Source organism: Curtobacterium sp. MCBD17_026 (assembly GCF_003234895.2).
Taxonomy (GTDB): domain Bacteria; phylum Actinomycetota; class Actinomycetes; order Actinomycetales; family Microbacteriaceae; genus Curtobacterium; species Curtobacterium flaccumfaciens.
Genome location: NZ_CP126281.1, coordinates 590,861 through 606,039, shown reverse-complemented (window position 1 = coordinate 606,039; position 15,179 = coordinate 590,861). Strand labels below are relative to the sequence as shown.

The following is a 15,179-nucleotide window of genomic DNA, read 5'->3' as shown; positions in this document are numbered from 1 at the left end:
TGCACGGTGTCGCACGAACGGTCACGACACCCCGCTCAGGTCCGGCGGGCGGTCACGAACCGTCGCCCGAGGCCGCGCCAACCGACAGTTCGCGACCACTCGGCGCCCGACGCACGGCAGGTCGCGACCACTCGCCGCGCGACCGGCCGACGAGCCGGCGGCAGTTGTTCGACCGCTCAGGCCCCGAGCGCGTCCCGCGCCACCACGACGACGGTCAGGTCGTCGCCCGGGTCGTGCTCGGCGACGCGTGCGCGCACCCGCTGCAGGAACGTCTCGACGTCCGGGGACTCCCGGTACAGCGACCCGAGCTCCGACAGCGACGCGAGCGTGGAGTCCCAGAGCTCGAGCGCGCCGTCGGTCACGACGATGAGCACGTCACCGGGCCGGAGCACGAGCGACCCGGCGGCGCGGGGCATCCCTGCGGGGTGCAGCCCGATCGGCAGGTCCGACGACCGCAGGATCCGTTCGGCACCGTCGTCGCGGAGCTGCAGTACGAGCCCGTGGCCGGCGTCGGCGAAGTCGAGGCGCCCGGTGGACGGGGTCAGTCGGCCGTGGAACATCGTCGCGAAGGACTCGGCACGGCTGAGCTCGGGGGCGACCTGCGCCTCGAGTTCGGCGACCGCGACGCTCGGGTCCTGGTCGCCGCGGGCGAGCAGCCCACCGCGGATGTTCGCCGCGAGGAGCCCGGCGGACATCCCCTTGCCCATGACGTCCGACACGGTCAGGTGGATCGAGTCCTCGCCGGAGCGGTGCCAGTCGTGGAAGTCACCGGAGACGAGCCCGTGCGGGATCGACACCCCCGTGATCCGGTACCCGGGCACCTGCACGGCAGCCGGCTGCAGGCCGTGGAGCACGGTGCGCAGCCGGTCCTCGTCGGCACCGGCGAGCAGCTCGCGCTCTGCCCAGATGCCGAGTTCCTGCAGCAGTTCGAGCTCGTCGGCGTCGAGGGTGCGCGGCTCGGGGTCGATCAGGCAGAGGGTGCCGATCTTCAGGTCGTCGTCGCCGGCGCGGAGCCCGACACCGGCGTAGAACCGGATGTTCGGGTCGTCGAGCACCATCGGCAGGTCCGCGTACCGGTCGTCCAGTCGGGCATCGGCGACGACCACGGGGCCCTGCTCACCCAGGCTCCGTCCGCAGAACGTGTCCTGCAGCGGGATGACCGGATCGAAGGCGGCGTCGCTCTGCTGCGACTTGATCGTCAGCGTGGTCTCGCCCGCCAGGTTGAGGAACGAGCCGGAGACCCCGAGGGCCTCACGGGCGATCCGGGTGATCCGTTCGAACCGTTCCTCGACCCCGCCGTCGACCACGTCGAGTGCCGCGATCAGAGCGGCTCGCCGGACCGCATCGGCCCCGGTCGGCGCGGGCACGGACATCGCGGTTTCCGGCTGCATGCTCCCACGGTAACGCGCGGAACGGACAAGGCCTGTCCCCAGTCCGGAGGGCGCAGGTGGTCGGGCGCGTCGGCGTACCCTGGTCGTCGTGCTCCGAGTCGTCCCCGCAACCGTCCTCGGCGCGGCCGCGCTCCTGGCCCTCGCTGGCTGTGGCGCCCACGACTCCACCGGCCAGGTGTCGGTCACGGTGTCGTCGAACGCCGCCGACCACCCCTACGAGGTCAAGGTGTTCGCCTCGACCGGCAAGCTCTCCGAGCACCAGCGGGTGTTCCCGGGCGGTACGGCGGACTTCGCGGGCGTTCCCCTCGGCCAGGTCACGGTCCGCGCCGGCGACCTCTGCCCGCAGGCGACCACGGTGTCCGACGGCACCGTCGCGAGGGTCACCCTGACGACGACGGGCTGCTGACCCCGACCGCGACCGGGTGCTCGACGCGCGGTTCGCCCGCCGAGCCGGATGCCGGAATCCGCGAAGAACGCGAGAACTACCGTTCTCCGGGTGTGCCGCTCCGCGCGATGGTCTGGTGCGGCTGCTCCCCGAACCGTTCCCGGTAGTACGCCGCGAACCGCCCCAGGTGGGTGAACCGCCACCGCCGCGCCACCTCGCTGACGAGCAGCGCGCGGGAACCCGGCCGCCCCAGCTCCAGGTGCACCCGGTCGAGCCGGACCTCGCGCAGGTACCGCATGGGCGTGACGCCGAGACGACGGCGGAACAGGTCCTGCAGGCCGCGCTCACTCAGGTCGCAGGCCGCTGCGACGTCCGCCACCGTCAACACCCGGTCGGCGTGGTCGTGGACGAAGCCGATCGCGCGCCGCATCCGGTCCGCGACGTCCGCTCGCGACCGGGCGAAGGTCGACAGGACGACGGTCGCGATCCGCCGGTTCAGGGCCGCACGGTCGGCGGCGGGCAGCGCCGGGTCGAGGATGCGCCCGGAGGCCTCGCGCAGCAGTGCCCGCAGCGGTTCGAGTGCGGGATCGCCCGCGTCCGGCTGCCGGAACAGTGAGGACTCCCCCGTGTCGCCGAGCAGCGACGGCGACAGGTGCAGCAGCGTCGTGGCGGTCGCGTCGGTCTCGAAGGCGTACGCGACGGACGCCGAGAGCATCATCGGCCGCCCGGCGCCGACCTGCCACTGCTCGCCGTCGTCGGCGGTCAGGCTGGCCCGGCCGTCGGCGAGCCAGAACACGACGTGGTCGGGACGCGGACCGATCGTCCCGGACTGCTTGCCCGGTGTCGCGATCCGGTGGATCGACAGGTCGTCGTCCCCGCCGGTCTCGTAGCCGAAGCCCTGGTCGTCAGCGGTCACGGCGTCGGGACCCGGTCCCACTCGTCCCCGTACCGGGACAGCACCGACCACCGCGAGATCGGCCACGTGGTCACGAAGGCGCGCCCCACGACGTCGTCGACCGGCACGGTGCCGTGCACGCGCGAGTCGGCGGAGTCGTAGCGGTTGTCGCCCATCACCCAGATGCGCCCCTTCGGCACGGTGATCTCGAAGTCCTTCCCGGCGACACGGTCCGACCCGCGTTCGAGCACGACGTAGGGCTCGTCGACCGCGTGTCCGTTCACCGACAGGCGCCCCCGGGCGTCACAGCACGACACCGTGTCACCCGGCAGGCCGATGACCCGCTTGATCAGGTCGTCGCCCTGGCCCATGCTGAGCCAGCCGCCCGGGTCCTGGAACACCACGACGTCACCACGCTGCAGCGGGACGACCCCGGGCACGAGCTCGTTGACGAGCACCCGGTCCCCGACGAGCAGCGTGTTCTGCATCGAGGCCGAGGGGATGTAGAAGGAACGGACCAGGTACGCCTTCACCAGGAAGGACGCCAACAGCGCCACGACGACGATGATGACGAGGTCGCGCAGGAACCGCAGACCGCCGCGCTTCGGCTCGGCCACGGCGTCGGCGTCAGCGCCGGATGCAGCGTGGGCGTCGGTGTCGCTCAATGCGTCAGCACCACCTTGACGAGGCCGATCACGAACGCCACCGCGGCCAGCACGATGCCGCCCCACAGCCCGAGGAACGTGGGCTGCTTCCCGCTGAACCGCTGCATGAACACACCCACCAACCCGATGCGTACGACCAGGATCACCGTCGCCGCGATCTGTGCCCACTCCGCCGGCAGCCACCCGATCCAGGCAACCGCGTAGAGGACCGCCGGGATCAGCCCGGAGGTCGCGATCGGGTTGGCGTTCCTGACGATCGTCGCGACCGAGTCGCGGCGCGCAGCGCGGTCCTCGGCGGACTCCTCGCCGTCGTCGCCGAGCCCGTGCGCGACCAGGTGCGCGAGCACGTGGGCCAGGTACGTGAGCACCGCGGTCGCCAGGACGGTCGCCACCGCTGCTCCGTGGTGGATCTGATCCGGGTTCACCGCGATCGCGACGGCGAGCACCGTGATGTTGCCGTAGATGTACGACGACATCCGGTCGCGGACGTGCTCGAGTGGCAGGTCGCGGGGATCCGGGCGACCGCCGCGGGGTCCGCGCCCCGGTCGGGAGGGCCGTCGTGTGCGTGGCATCCGTCCATCTTGGCCCCCGCGGTCGGCCGTCCGCCGACAGGACACCGGGTGCGATGGCCACAGGGGTGGCCGGTTCCGGCAGACTGGGTGCCGATCGGCGCGACGGAGCGCCGGACAGGAGGCCCGCATGACGTCCGCACGACCACTCGCCCTGGTGACCGGGGTGGGCCGCAGAGCCGGCATCGGCGCAGCACTCGCCACCCGGCTGGCAACCGACGGCTGGGACCTCGCCATCTCGTGGTGGGGGCCCTACGACGACCGCGTGAGCGGCGGGGCGGACCCGGCCGGGGTCGAGTCGGTGGTGCAGGAGTGCGAGGCGGCGGGAGCACGGGTGACGCGCCTCCCGGTCGACCTGGAGGACCCGGAGCAGGCGGCCGCGCTCGTCGGCCGCGCCGAGTCGGATGCCGGCGCCCCCGTCACCGCCCTCGTCATGTCGCACTGCGAGTCCGTGGACTCCGACCTGCGCACCACCACGGTCGAGTCGTGGGACCGCCACTTCGCCGTGAACGCCCGCGCACCGTTCCTGCTCGTGCAGGCCTACGCGGCGGGGCTCGAGCGCGCCGGGGACGCCGCACCGCGCGACCGACGCCGGATCGTCGCGCTGACGAGCGACCACATCGCGTACAACCTGCCGTACGGGGCATCGAAGGGTGCGCTCGACCGGATCGTGTTCGGCGCCGCGAAGGAGCTCGGCAGCCTCGGCGTCAGCGCCAACGTGGTGAACCCGGGCCCGAACGACACCGGCTGGATGTCCGACGAGGTCAAGGGGTGGGCCGTCGAGGGCACTCCGCTCGGCCGACTCGGACGCCCGTCGGACACCGCCGCGCTCGTCGGGTTCCTCTGCTCGGAGCAGGGCGCCTGGGTGAACGGGCAGCTGCTGAAGTCGGACGGTGGGATCTCGAACAGCGCCTGATGCGGGCGGCCGGGCAGCCGGGCAGCCGGCGCCGAGTCTCGGAGTCAGCGACACTTCTCGTGGCTGCGGGCGCGAGAAGTGTCGCTCAGTCCGAGTCTCGGCCGCCCCGCGGCGGACCGCGTCAGGCGCGACCGGGCGCAGTCACCTCGATGCGGTTCGCCCACGGGTCCTCGAACGCGACCGTCCGGCCGTCGTCGGCGGTCTGCACCCCGGTGTCGTGCATGCGTGCGACGAGGGCACCGAGGTCGTCCGACCCGGGCACCTCGATCCGCACGAGTCCCAGCCCGAGCGCGAGCTGGCGGCGCCCGGCCCCACGTGAGTTCCAGGTGTTCATCGCCATGTGGTGGTGGTAGCCGCCGGCGCTGACGAACAGGGCCTCGCCCCAACCGGCCGTCGTCGCGAAGCCGAGCTTGTCGACGTAGAAGTCCTTCGCGCTGGCGACGTCGCCGACCGACAGGTGCACGTGGCCGACCCGACCCGGCGCGTTCGGCGCGGACTCCACTGCCTCGACCGTCAGGTGCTCTTGCAGGAACGCGTTCGGGTCGACGTACTTCGTGTCCATGTCGACCATGCCGTGCGTCCACGACCACTCCGTGCGGTCACGGTCCCAGTACAGCTCGACGCCGTTGCCCTCGGGGTCGGTGAAGTAGAACGCGTTGCTCACCAGGTGGTCGGCGCTGCCGGTGAAGGTCTGCGGGAACTTCGTTGCGACCGAGTACAGCGCGGCGGCCAGGTCGGCCGTCGTGTCGAACAGGATCGCGGTGTGGAACAGGCCGGCGTCGTGCGGGCCTGCGTGCTGCATGGACGGCGCGTGCTCGAGGATCACGATCGGCACCGCCAGGCCACCGGCACCTGGTCGCCCGAGGACGGCGACGCCGCCCTCGTTCGAGAGCAGCGAGAGCTGGACGCCGTCGCGGTAGTAGCCGATCATCCGGTCGAGGTTCGCGACGCGGAGGGTGACGGCACCCATCCCGGTGTCGGCGGCGAGGAGGTTCTGCGGGTGCATGGCACCAGTGTGCGCCCATTTAGTTGACGCGTCAACCAAATGGGCGTCGGTCGCCTGCGCCAAAGCGACAGATCCACGCCATCCCGGTGCGAGGTACCCGCCAAAGCGACAGATCTCTGCGAACAGTTCGCGGCAATCTGTCGCTTTGGCGCACGGGGGCGCGCAGCGGACGGGGCGCGCAGGCGACGAGAGGCCCGGTGCGCGTCCGCCCCTCCGGCCGCGGTCAGCGGGAGCGGAAGTAGCGGTGCAGCGCGCGCTCGCGGATCGCGGCCGCGGCGAGCGCCCCACCGAGCAGCGCGCCCACGAGCCCGAGGGACGCGATCGCGATCGCCTCGCGCACGATCGGCAGCGCATCGTCGACGTCGAGGCCACGCACCGACACCACCGCGACGCTCGTCGCGACCACCGCCCCGACCGATGCCCAGACCAGGTGCTGCAGGACGACGCCGAGGACCTGCGCACACCGCGGTACCCCGACGTGCCGGTCGTAGGCCAGGGCGAGCCGACGCCGTGCGACCGCTGCCCCGCCGATCGTCAGCCCCACGAGGGCCGCTGCACCGAACGGGACGAGCACTGGCTGCCGCGCCGCGGGGGTGAAGACCGCGCCCAGCGTCGGGTTGAGCTGCCCGGCGGTCGGTCGGTCCTCGCCGTCGGCCCCGCTCGCCGGCAAGACGGTGCGCCGGAGCATCGAGACCGTGTCGTCGCGCTGCGGCCACACCGTCGCCCAGCAGGCGTCGAACGGCGACCCGTCGTCGACCGCCGGCGCGAGGACCGCGTACTCCAGGTCGGGGTCCCGGCCGTCGTCGGGGTAGTCGTACACGCCGGCGACTCCGGTGCCCGCGCCGCCCACCGTCACGAGGCGATCGCCGGCAGCAAGGCCCAGGGTCTCGTGCACCGCGGGCGAGACGATCACTCCCGTCGCCCCGTCGGCAGCCGAGCCGCCGAGCAGGCCACGCACCCCGGCGGTCACTTCGTAGGTCGGGATCGCCGAGCCCGGCAGCGCGGCGGGGACGACCCCGGCGTCGAGGCGCCGGAACGCACCAGACGCGATGACCCCTTCGGCATCCGCGAGGGCATCGCACACGCGGCCGTCGATCCGCCCCTCGGCCCGCTGGACGGTCGTCGCCGCACCGCTCGCGACAAACACCGCAGCCGCTCGGACGTCACCGGCGACCGCTACGGCGCGCATGCCCACGACGCCGCTGAGCAGCACCGCGAGGACGACAGCGGCCGTGGCTGCCCACGAGGCTCCGGAAGCGATGTCGCGCCACGCCTCCCGCCAGACCTCGGTCACCTGCATCCGGCGAGGGCTCATCGGTACCGCCCGAGGTCGAGCACTCCGTCGCAGGCGTCACGGCTCGCGTCGTCGTGCGTGGCGACGACGACGACCGTCCCCGACGCGGCGAGCGCACCGATCCCACGGTTCACCTCGATCGCGGTCGCTCGGTCGAGTTGCGCCGTCGGCTCGTCGACCAGCATCAGACCCGGCGCACTCGCGATCGCGCGCGCGAGCATCAGGCGTTGCGCCTCACCACCGGACAGTTCGGCGAATCGCGCGTGCGCCCGCGAACCAAGCCCGAAGCGCTCGAGGACCCCGAGCGCGCGGACGTCCGCGGTCCGACGATCCGCGCCCTGGGCGACGAACGGCAACGCGACGTGGTCAAGCACTCGGCGGCGGGCCACCCCGTACGGGTTCTGGAAGACCCAGAGCGGCCGACAGCCCGGCGGACGGACGGCGGCACCGCGCGTCGGACGGAGCATCCCGGCGAGGATCGCGAGCAGCGTTGACTTGCCGGAACCGCTCGGCCCGACGACCGCGGTCACGGTCCCCTCGGCGAAGGTGCGGTCGACGCGGTCGAACAGCACGGTGCCGTTCGGCCAAACGTGCCCGACGCCCTCGAGCGTCACCGACACGAGCTGGACCGGTCCGGCGCGGCACTGATCCGGTCGAGCGTTCGTCCGCCGGGCACCCGGACGAACGACTGCCCGAGTTCCGATCCGAGCACCTCGACCCGGAGTGACCGCCCCGTCGTCGGTTGCACGCATGCCTGGGCGCCCACGAGGTCCCAGAGGGCCGTCGGTGGCACCACTTGGACGGCTCGTGGCCGGCTGAGCGTCCACGTCGCGGCCACGGTGGGTGCGCCGTCCGCCGAAGCGACCGTCGCGGCGTACTCCGGCGGGGCGGTGATCGCGGCGAGGGCCGTCGGCGACGAGACCACCCCGGCGGCGTCGATCGGGACATCGGCGTTCCCGATCCGCAGCACGCGCTCCCCCGGCGCCGGATCGACCGGGAGCGCCTCGATGCGCGCACCGCGGAGTTCGGCCGGGAGTTCGACGAGGACACCGTCGGCGCCGACCGTTGCCCCGACGACGGCCACGCATGCCAGGACGATGTTCTCGGCGGCTGGTACCCATGCGAACGGGGCCCGCGGCACGACGTCGTCGGGCAGGTCGTCGCGGTCGACGCCTCGGTCGACCAGGAACTGCTGCGCAGCACGGAGTGTGCCCCGACCGAGGACGCCGTCGATGCTCAATCCGGCACCGAGGCGCGTGAGTTCCCGCTGCAACCCCGTGACGTCGGCCCCGCGGTCGCCGAGCTCGAGGTCGCGCCACAGCGGCTCGTCACTGGCGAGTGCGAGCACCGGCTGTCCGTCGACCCGCGCGAGGACGTCCCCGCTCCGCACGGGTGCCCCAGTCGAGCACGTCGACGTCGTCACCGTGCCGGTCCGCGACGTCACGACCAACCGTGGGGCACCGATGTCGAGTGCGAGCTGCACCTGTCGTTCATCGGCATCGGTGCGCTCGGTCACCCGGACAGTACTCGCGGGGGCAGCCGTCCGGAGTGCGGCCGGGACCTCGGCCGGCACAGCGACCACGATGGCTGCGGCCGTCGCCGCTGCGACCACCATCGCCCCGAGCGCCAGGAGCGCGGCAGATGGGAAGCGCATCACCGCCGCCAGAGGCCGAGGGGGTCCAGCCGACACTGTACGGCTGCGGGATCCCACGGCGAGAAGGAGAAGTTCCCGTCGTCGTTCTGATCACGCCAGTCACGTTCGGTGTACGTGTCGTCGACGAGTCTCGCAGCACGGAGGCACGCGACGGTGATCGTTGCCTCGTCCTGCTTCTCCGGGTTCCGCCGGACCTCGTTGAACAGGTAGGTCACGTCGCTGTCGAAGTCCTTCGCGCACTTCGACTTCGAATCGTTCATGGCCATGGCATCTTCAGCCTTCCGCCCTGGGAGTGGCGAGGCTTCGGACGTGCCATCCTCCGCTGTCGTGTAGTGGTAGCCGAGATCTCGCATGCATGCGCTCATGCGGGACTGCGCATCTGCGACCTCCCGCGCCGAGATCGTTCCGTCCGAGAGGATCTGCCACTGGTAGGAACTGGTGTCGGAGGCCGATTCCGCGAACTCACCCGCCCACGGCCCGGCCGCGGAGAAGCCCGACGGATCGACGACCCGGGGTGCAGCATCCGCCTGGGCACAACCGACGAGCCACGCGGCGGCGATCGCCCCGACGATCGTTGCCCCCCGAAGCCTGCTCCGAATCACCGCGTCAGGCCCGGGTCATGCCGTACTGGGCGATGTTGGTCCAGCAGGCAGCCTGGTAGGACCACTTGTTGCCACCGACCACGTTCCCCCACTTCATCGTCCCGCTCCGCAGACGGTTGAAGTGCTGAGCGCGACCACACCCCGACTCGTTGAAGCCAGTGCTCTGCGTCACCTTCCGCCAGCACGTCGCCGCACTCGCCTCCGGCGCCGTCACGGTATCGACCGCGATCCCGCCGCCCACGACACTCCCCAGCACGACCGCACCCAGTACGACGTTCTTGATCGACATCGATCTCCCCTTTCGTTCCGACATCGCCCAGATTTCACCGTTAACGTATTACCGGTCGATACGAAAACGCAACGACCACCACCACATCCGTGCAGGATGGACCCGTGACTGACGACATCCGGTGGGAGGTGGTCGAGGAGAGCACGCTGTCGCTCCCCGACCACGAAGCGATCGCAGCGCTGCTCGGGCAGGCCTTCCCCGACTGGTCGCACTGGTACGTGGGCGGCCGGAGCTGGTCCGGCATGCAGCCGGAACGCCGGGTGCTCGCGCACGACGCCGACGGGGTCGTCCTGGCCCACGTCGGCATCCGCCGCATGTACATCTCCGTCGGCGGGCAGGACGTCCTGGTGGGCGACACGGGCCTGGTCGCCGTCGCGCCCCGCCTGCAGGGCAGCGGCGTCGGCCGCGAGTTGATGACCCGCACCGCGGCGGTCCTCGAGGGACTCCGCGTCCCCTTCGGGTTCCTCGGCGCGGGCGAGGACCGCATCCGCTTCTACGCGAAGCTCGGCTGGCACGAGTTCCCCGAGGCCGTCGGCACCTTCTCGGCGTTCACCGCCGAGGGCGCGGGCGTCAGCAACACCGAGCAGGGCGGCTGGATGGCGCTGCCGGTGGCAGCGCAGCTCGAGGACTGGCCCGCTGGCCCGATCTGGCTGAACGGCCAGCAGGTCTGAGCACGAGGACTGGGCACCCCCGACGCACCGGCCCGATCTGGCTGAACGGCCAGCAGGTCTAGACGCGACGACCGACGGACGGGAGGCCCGGTACCAGCTGGTACCGGGCCTCCCGTCCGTTGGTCGTCCAGCGGGGCTTACGCCTCGACCGCGACCTTCTCCGGGTCCTCGTTGGAGCCCGGCGCGCTCGGCGCGACCGCGGCGCGCACGCGCGCACCCAGGTCGGCGTCGACGTTCGTCCAGTAGGCGAACACACGCTCACGCAGGTCGTCGCGCGTCACCTTCGAGACGTGGCCGGCGATGTTGCCGACCAGGCGCTCACGGGCGGCGTCGTCGAGGACCTCACGGACGAGCGTGCCGGCCTGGCCGAAGTCGTCGTCCTCCGGGTGCAGGGTCGCGGCGGAACGCTGCAGCGCACCGTCGGACTCCCAGCCCGGGGCGTCGTCAGTCGCGTTCGGGTCGGCGTGCGCACCACCGAGCGAGTTCGGCGCGTACACCGGCACCTCGGACTTCTGGAAGTCGAAGCGCATGCCGCCGTCCTTCGAGTACGAGTGAACCTCGTTCTTCGGGGCGTTCACCGGCAGCTGGGCGTGGTTCGTGCCGACGCGGTAGCGGTGTGCGTCCGCGTAGCTGAAGATGCGCGCCAGGAGCATCTTGTCCGGGCTGGCAGCGATGCCGGGCACGAAGTTCGAGGGGGCGAAGGTCGCCTGCTCGATCTGCGCGAAGTAGTTCTCCGGGTTGCGGTTGAGCTCCATCGTGCCGACCTCGATGAGCGGGTAGTCCGCGTGCGGCCACACCTTCGTCAGGTCGAACGGGTTGAAGCGGTAGGTCGCGGCGTCCTCGTAGGGCATGACCTGCACCTTGAGGGTCCAGCGCGGGAAGTCCTGACGCTCGATCGCGGCGTGCAGGTCACGGATGTGGAAGTCCGCGTCCTCGCCGGCGATGCGGTCCGCGTCCTGCTGCGTCAGGGTCTTGTGGCCCTGCTCGGTGATGAAGTGGTACTTCACCCAGAAGCGCTCGCCCTCGGCGTTGATCCACTGGTAGGTGTGCGAGCCGAAGCCGTCCATCTCGCGCCAGCTCGCCGGCAGGCCGCGGTCGCCCATCAGCCACGTGACCTGGTGCGCCGACTCGGGCGAAAGGGTCCAGAAGTCCCACTGCATGTCGTGGTCGCGCAGGTGCGAACCGGGCAGGCGCTTCTGCGAGCGGATGAAGTCGGGGAACTTGATGCCGTCGCGGATGAAGAACACCGGGGTGTTGTTGCCGACGAGGTCGTAGTTGCCCTCGGTCGTGTAGAACTTCAGCGCGAAGCCGCGGGGGTCGCGCCATGTGTCGGGGGAACCCTGCTCACCGGCGACGCTCGAGAACCGGGCGAGCATCTCGGTGGTCTGACCGGGCTGCAGGAACGCGGCGCGGGTGAAGCGCGAGACGTCCTGCGTGACGGTGAAGGTACCGAAGGCGCCGCCACCCTTGGCGTGCACGACCCGCTCCGGGACACGCTCGCGGTTGAACTGGGCGAGCTTCTCGACCAGGTAGTGGTCGTGCAGCGCGAGGGGGCCGTCGGCCCCCACACCCATCGAGTGCTCGTCGCTCGAGACGGGTGCGCCGCTGTTGGTCGTGGTGGTCGGGGTGCCGGTCGGCGTGTTCTGGTCGGACACGGTTCCTCCTGCGGTGGGACGTTGGTTCGGTCAGGGGTGCTCGGGTGGTCAGGGTCCGGCGCGTCGTGGCGCCGGTGCGGAGGGCGATCGCCGTCAGGCGGGCGTGGGGGCGTCGGGCGCCTGCGCGCTCGCGTCGGGCGCGTCCGGGTGGTCGCGCTCCGCGTCGTCGCGCGCCGCGTCGTCGCGCGCCGCGTCGTCGCGCGCCGCGTCGTCGCGCGCCGCGTCGTCGCGCTCTGCGTCGTCGCGCTCTGCCGCCGCGCAGCGCTCGCAGATGCCCCAGTAGGTGACCTCGGCGGTGGTGACCGCGAAGCCGTGGGTCTCGGACGGCGTCAGGCAGGGCGAGTGGCCGACCGCGCAGTCGACGTCCTCGATCGCGCCGCACAGGGTGCAGACGATGTGGTGGTGGTTGTCACCGGTGCGGCGCTCGTAGCGCGCAGGGCTGCCGGCCGGTTCGATGCGGCGGACGAGCCCGACGCCGGTCAGGGCGTTCAGCACGCCGTAGACGGCCTGGTGACTGGTGGTCGGCAGCTCCACGGCGAGCGCGGTGACGATGTCGTCCGCGGTGGCGTGCGGCATCGAGTCCGTCGCGCGGAGCACCGCGAGTCGTGGGGTCGTGACCCGGAGCCCCGAGGAACGGAGCAGATCGGCGTCGGCGTCCATGCTGAGCCTTTCTTTTGCAGGAATCAAGACAACGCGTTCACTGTACACGAGCTTCTGCTACCGACCAGCGAGGAGACGCATGCCGCCACCGGAATACGAAGTGTCACGATCCGGTCGCGATCAGCTGGGACGACACTGGACCGACCGTTCCGCACGCTAACGTCCGAACATGTCCACGAGCCAGGGTCTGCCTGAACAGGCGAACAGCACCGCGGACGTCCGGGGGATCATCGCGAAGCGGGACCTGGTCGTCGACCTCATCCGGACGGCCTGCGTCGTCCTCGTCGTCATCGTGCACGTCACGATGGTCGGCGTCGCGGCCGATGACCAGGGGGTGCGGGTCACGAGCCCGCTGCAGGAACTCCCCTGGTACGTCGCCGCCACCTGGGCCGGGCAGGTGATGCCGCTGTTCTTCGTGGTCGGCGGGTTCGCGAGCGCCGTCGGCTGGCGCAGCACCGTCGCCCGTGGCGCGCCGAGCCCCGCCCGCGACTACCTGGCCACCCGCCTGGTGCGGCTGTTCCGGCCCGCGGTGCCGCTGTTCGTGTTCCTCGCGCTCGGGCTCGGGGTCGCCACGGCCGCTGGCACGCCGCCGGAGCTCCTGGCCGAGGTCGCGTTCGGCATCGGTTCGCCGCTCTGGTTCCTGGCTGCCTACGGCATCACCCAGTGCTGCGTCCCCGTGATGATGCGCCTGCACGAGCGAGCACCCTGGGCCACCCTCGCCGTGCTGCTCGTGCTCGCCGGGGCGGTCGACGCCGTCCGCCTGTCCACCGGTGTCGCCGAGGTCGGGCTGCTCAACCTCGGGCCGGTGTGGCTCTTTGCGCAGCAGCTCGGCTTCCTCTGGGCCGACGGCTGGTTCGCGCGCCGGTCGAAGGTGCTCCTGCTCAGCATCGCCGTCGCCGCGTACGCCGTGCTCGTGCCGATGACCTCGGTCGGGCTCTGGGCACCGGACATGCTGCAGGACCTCAACCCGCCGATGCTCCCGCTGGCGTTCCTCGCGATCGCGCAGGCCTGCCTGGTCCAGCTCGTGCACGCTCCGCTCACCAGGCTGATGCGCACGCGGGCCGCACTCGGGGCCGTGTTCGTCCTCGGCCGCGACGGCATGACCATCTACCTGTGGCACCTGCCGCTGTTCATCGCGCTGAACGGCATCGCCCTGCTCGTCGGGGTGCCGTTCCCGGCGCCGGGCTCCGGTCCGTGGTGGGCGTCGCGCATCGTCGCACTCGTGGTGGTGCTCGCCGTCGCGATCGGGGTGGCCAGGGCTCTGCGCTGGTTCGACCGGCCGCTCCCCCGGCTGCTGCCGTCGGCCGACCGCCCGTCGTGGCCGGTCGTCGCGTTCGCCGCCCTCTGCACGATCGGCCCGGCGTTCCTCGTGATGCAGCTGCACCTGTCGTTCGGCGTCGCGCTCGTCGGTGCCGTGGCCGTGCCGGCGGGCGTCTGGCTGCTGTCGCGGACCGTCCCGGCACGCGGGGTCGCCCGGATCTGAACCGGTTCTCACCGTCGCGGGGCCACGACGGACCCCCGGCGGACGTCGGGCGGACGGAGGATGGTTCCGGCGGCGCGAAGGACGAGTCCGCCTGATCCCCAGGAGGCTCCCCACGCCGTCGACACCCGAGTTCTGGAGCACCTGGCGGTTCGATCCCCTGGCGGCGGTGCTCCTCGTCGTCGCCGCGGTCGCCTACGGCCGGTGGGTCGTCGGCGCGGCGCGACGGGGTGCCCGATGGCCGTGGTGGCGCACGCTCGCCTTCGCCACGGCGCTCGTGCTGTTCGGCGTCCTGCAGTTCGGCATCGTCGGCGTCGACGACGAGCGGTTGCGCTGGGCCTTCGTCCTGCGGGCCGCCCTGCTGTTCTTCGCGGTCCCCACCTTCGCCGCGCTCGGTGCGCCGGTCGCACTGCTCCGGATCGGAGGCCCGGCTCGCCTGGCGCAGGTCGCCGACGCGGTCATGCGGTCACGTCCGGTGCGCCTGCTCGGCAACGCGATCGTCGCCCCGCTGGTCGCGCTCGCGCTGTTCGCCGTCCTGCTCACCCCGTTCTCGGCGGTGATCCGGGAGTCCCCCGCATGGGCCGCCGTCATCACCGTGGCCGTGCCGGCGCTCGGGTTCGGGCTGCTCGCGCCGCTGTCCGAGGTCGGTGTGCTCGTCTCGTCGACGTTCGCCACGGCCGAGTTCCTGCTGGCGTTCGTCGAGCTCGTCGTCGACGCGGTGCCCGGCATCGTGCTGCGGATCACGAACCACGTGCTCGACGGGTCCCTCGTGCCGGTGGTGGGTCGGGCCTGGTACCCGTCACCGCTGCAGGACCAGCACCTGGCGGGCGACCTGCTGTGGTTCATCGCCGAGGTGGCGGACATCCCCGTGCTCGTCGCCCTGTTCATCCGGTGGCAGCGGACCGACCGCCGCGAGGCCCGGGCCGTCGACGCCCTGACCGACGAGCAGGTGGACGAGCTCACCCGGGCGCACCTGCAGCGCCGCGGATGAGCGGTCGGCGCGACGCCACGCGACGCCCGGCTTCGCTTCGCTTCGTGAGCAGCAAT

Annotated in this window: 16 protein-coding genes and 1 pseudogene; 5 read left to right on the top strand and 12 right to left on the bottom strand. The window is 71.9% G+C overall.

The window, feature by feature from the left end; genetic code table 11:
• Positions 1–176: 176 nt before the first annotated feature.
• Positions 177–1,391, bottom strand: a complete 1,215-nt coding sequence (locus tag DEI85_RS02930) for a PP2C family protein-serine/threonine phosphatase (RefSeq protein WP_110858848.1) — start codon at positions 1,389–1,391, stop codon at positions 177–179.
• Positions 1,392–1,479: 88 nt separating this feature from the next.
• Here DEI85_RS02930 and DEI85_RS02925 point away from each other — a divergent pair, with 88 nt between their 5' ends.
• Entirely contained in the window at positions 1,480–1,797 is a 318-nt protein-coding gene (locus DEI85_RS02925; RefSeq protein ID WP_111123689.1) for a hypothetical protein, read from the top strand.
• 76 nt (positions 1,798–1,873) lie between these two features.
• Here DEI85_RS02925 and DEI85_RS02920 read toward each other — a convergent pair whose 3' ends face one another.
• From DEI85_RS02920 to DEI85_RS02910, 3 genes are read right to left on the bottom strand one after another with little or no spacing between them, the layout of a single operon-like run.
• Positions 1,874–2,692 carry a helix-turn-helix transcriptional regulator gene (locus DEI85_RS02920; protein ID WP_146249002.1) on the bottom strand — a complete coding sequence of 273 codons (819 nt, stop codon included), beginning with the start codon at positions 2,690–2,692 and terminating at the stop codon, positions 1,874–1,876.
• Positions 2,689–3,336: a signal peptidase I gene (gene lepB, locus DEI85_RS02915; protein ID WP_111123691.1), complete on the bottom strand. Its 648-nt coding sequence runs from the start codon at positions 3,334–3,336 to the stop codon at positions 2,689–2,691. The genes DEI85_RS02920 and lepB overlap by 4 nt, the downstream gene beginning before the upstream one ends.
• Positions 3,333–3,908 carry a hypothetical protein gene (locus tag DEI85_RS02910; protein WP_146249003.1) on the bottom strand — a complete coding sequence of 192 codons (576 nt, stop codon included), beginning with the start codon at positions 3,906–3,908 and terminating at the stop codon, positions 3,333–3,335. The genes lepB and DEI85_RS02910 overlap by 4 nt, the downstream gene beginning before the upstream one ends.
• Positions 3,909–4,035: 127 nt before the next feature.
• Here DEI85_RS02910 and DEI85_RS02905 point away from each other — a divergent pair, with 127 nt between their 5' ends.
• Complete coding sequence (locus DEI85_RS02905) at positions 4,036–4,821, top strand: SDR family oxidoreductase (RefSeq protein ID WP_111123693.1); 786 nt, start codon at positions 4,036–4,038, stop codon at positions 4,819–4,821.
• Between the two features lie 121 nt (positions 4,822–4,942).
• Here the strand turns inward: DEI85_RS02905 and DEI85_RS02900 are convergent, their stop codons facing one another.
• The 6 genes from DEI85_RS02900 to DEI85_RS02875 all read right to left on the bottom strand — a co-directional run bounded on the left by DEI85_RS02900 (position 4,943) and on the right by DEI85_RS02875 (position 9,666).
• On the bottom strand, positions 4,943–5,827 hold the full coding sequence (locus DEI85_RS02900; RefSeq protein ID WP_111123694.1) for a VOC family protein: 885 nt from the start codon (positions 5,825–5,827) through the stop codon (positions 4,943–4,945).
• A 223-nt stretch (positions 5,828–6,050) separates the two neighbouring features.
• Positions 6,051–7,142 carry a hypothetical protein gene (locus tag DEI85_RS02895; protein WP_146244637.1) on the bottom strand — a complete coding sequence of 364 codons (1,092 nt, stop codon included), beginning with the start codon at positions 7,140–7,142 and terminating at the stop codon, positions 6,051–6,053.
• A complete protein-coding gene (locus DEI85_RS02890; RefSeq protein ID WP_111090228.1) occupies positions 7,139–7,741 on the bottom strand; it encodes an ABC transporter ATP-binding protein in 603 nt (200 codons plus the stop codon). Before DEI85_RS02890 ends, DEI85_RS02895 begins: the two co-directional genes overlap by 4 nt.
• Positions 7,732–8,775 carry a peptidoglycan-binding domain-containing protein gene (locus DEI85_RS02885; RefSeq protein WP_111123695.1) on the bottom strand — a complete coding sequence of 348 codons (1,044 nt, stop codon included), beginning with the start codon at positions 8,773–8,775 and terminating at the stop codon, positions 7,732–7,734. Before DEI85_RS02885 ends, DEI85_RS02890 begins: the two co-directional genes overlap by 10 nt.
• Positions 8,775–9,035 carry a hypothetical protein gene (locus tag DEI85_RS02880; protein WP_110858838.1) on the bottom strand — a complete coding sequence of 87 codons (261 nt, stop codon included), beginning with the start codon at positions 9,033–9,035 and terminating at the stop codon, positions 8,775–8,777. The genes DEI85_RS02885 and DEI85_RS02880 overlap by 1 nt, the downstream gene beginning before the upstream one ends.
• A 346-nt stretch (positions 9,036–9,381) precedes the next feature.
• Entirely contained in the window at positions 9,382–9,666 is a 285-nt protein-coding gene (locus DEI85_RS02875) for a hypothetical protein (protein WP_110858837.1), read from the bottom strand.
• 104 nt (positions 9,667–9,770) lie between these two features.
• Here DEI85_RS02875 and DEI85_RS02870 point away from each other — a divergent pair, with 104 nt between their 5' ends.
• On the top strand, positions 9,771–10,337 hold the full coding sequence (locus DEI85_RS02870) for a GNAT family N-acetyltransferase (RefSeq protein ID WP_181436388.1): 567 nt from the start codon (positions 9,771–9,773) through the stop codon (positions 10,335–10,337).
• A 137-nt stretch (positions 10,338–10,474) separates the two neighbouring features.
• On the opposite strand, the gene DEI85_RS02865 is transcribed toward DEI85_RS02870, so the two are convergent.
• Positions 10,475–11,992 carry a catalase gene (locus DEI85_RS02865; protein ID WP_111123697.1) on the bottom strand — a complete coding sequence of 506 codons (1,518 nt, stop codon included), beginning with the start codon at positions 11,990–11,992 and terminating at the stop codon, positions 10,475–10,477.
• Between the two features lie 240 nt (positions 11,993–12,232).
• Positions 12,233–12,652, bottom strand: a pseudogene (locus tag DEI85_RS02860) (Fur family transcriptional regulator); the annotation flags it as partial.
• Between the two features lie 169 nt (positions 12,653–12,821).
• On the opposite strand from DEI85_RS02860, the gene DEI85_RS02855 reads away from it, so the two are divergent.
• Together DEI85_RS02855 and DEI85_RS02850 are read left to right on the top strand one after the other, a co-directional pair.
• Positions 12,822–14,135 (top strand): acyltransferase family protein, encoded by a 1,314-nt coding sequence (locus tag DEI85_RS02855; RefSeq protein ID WP_111123698.1) that lies wholly within the window; start codon positions 12,822–12,824, stop codon positions 14,133–14,135.
• A 166-nt stretch (positions 14,136–14,301) separates the two neighbouring features.
• Positions 14,302–15,123: a cytochrome c oxidase assembly protein gene (locus tag DEI85_RS02850; protein ID WP_110858833.1), complete on the top strand. Its 822-nt coding sequence runs from the start codon at positions 14,302–14,304 to the stop codon at positions 15,121–15,123.
• Positions 15,124–15,179: the final 56 nt, after the last annotated feature.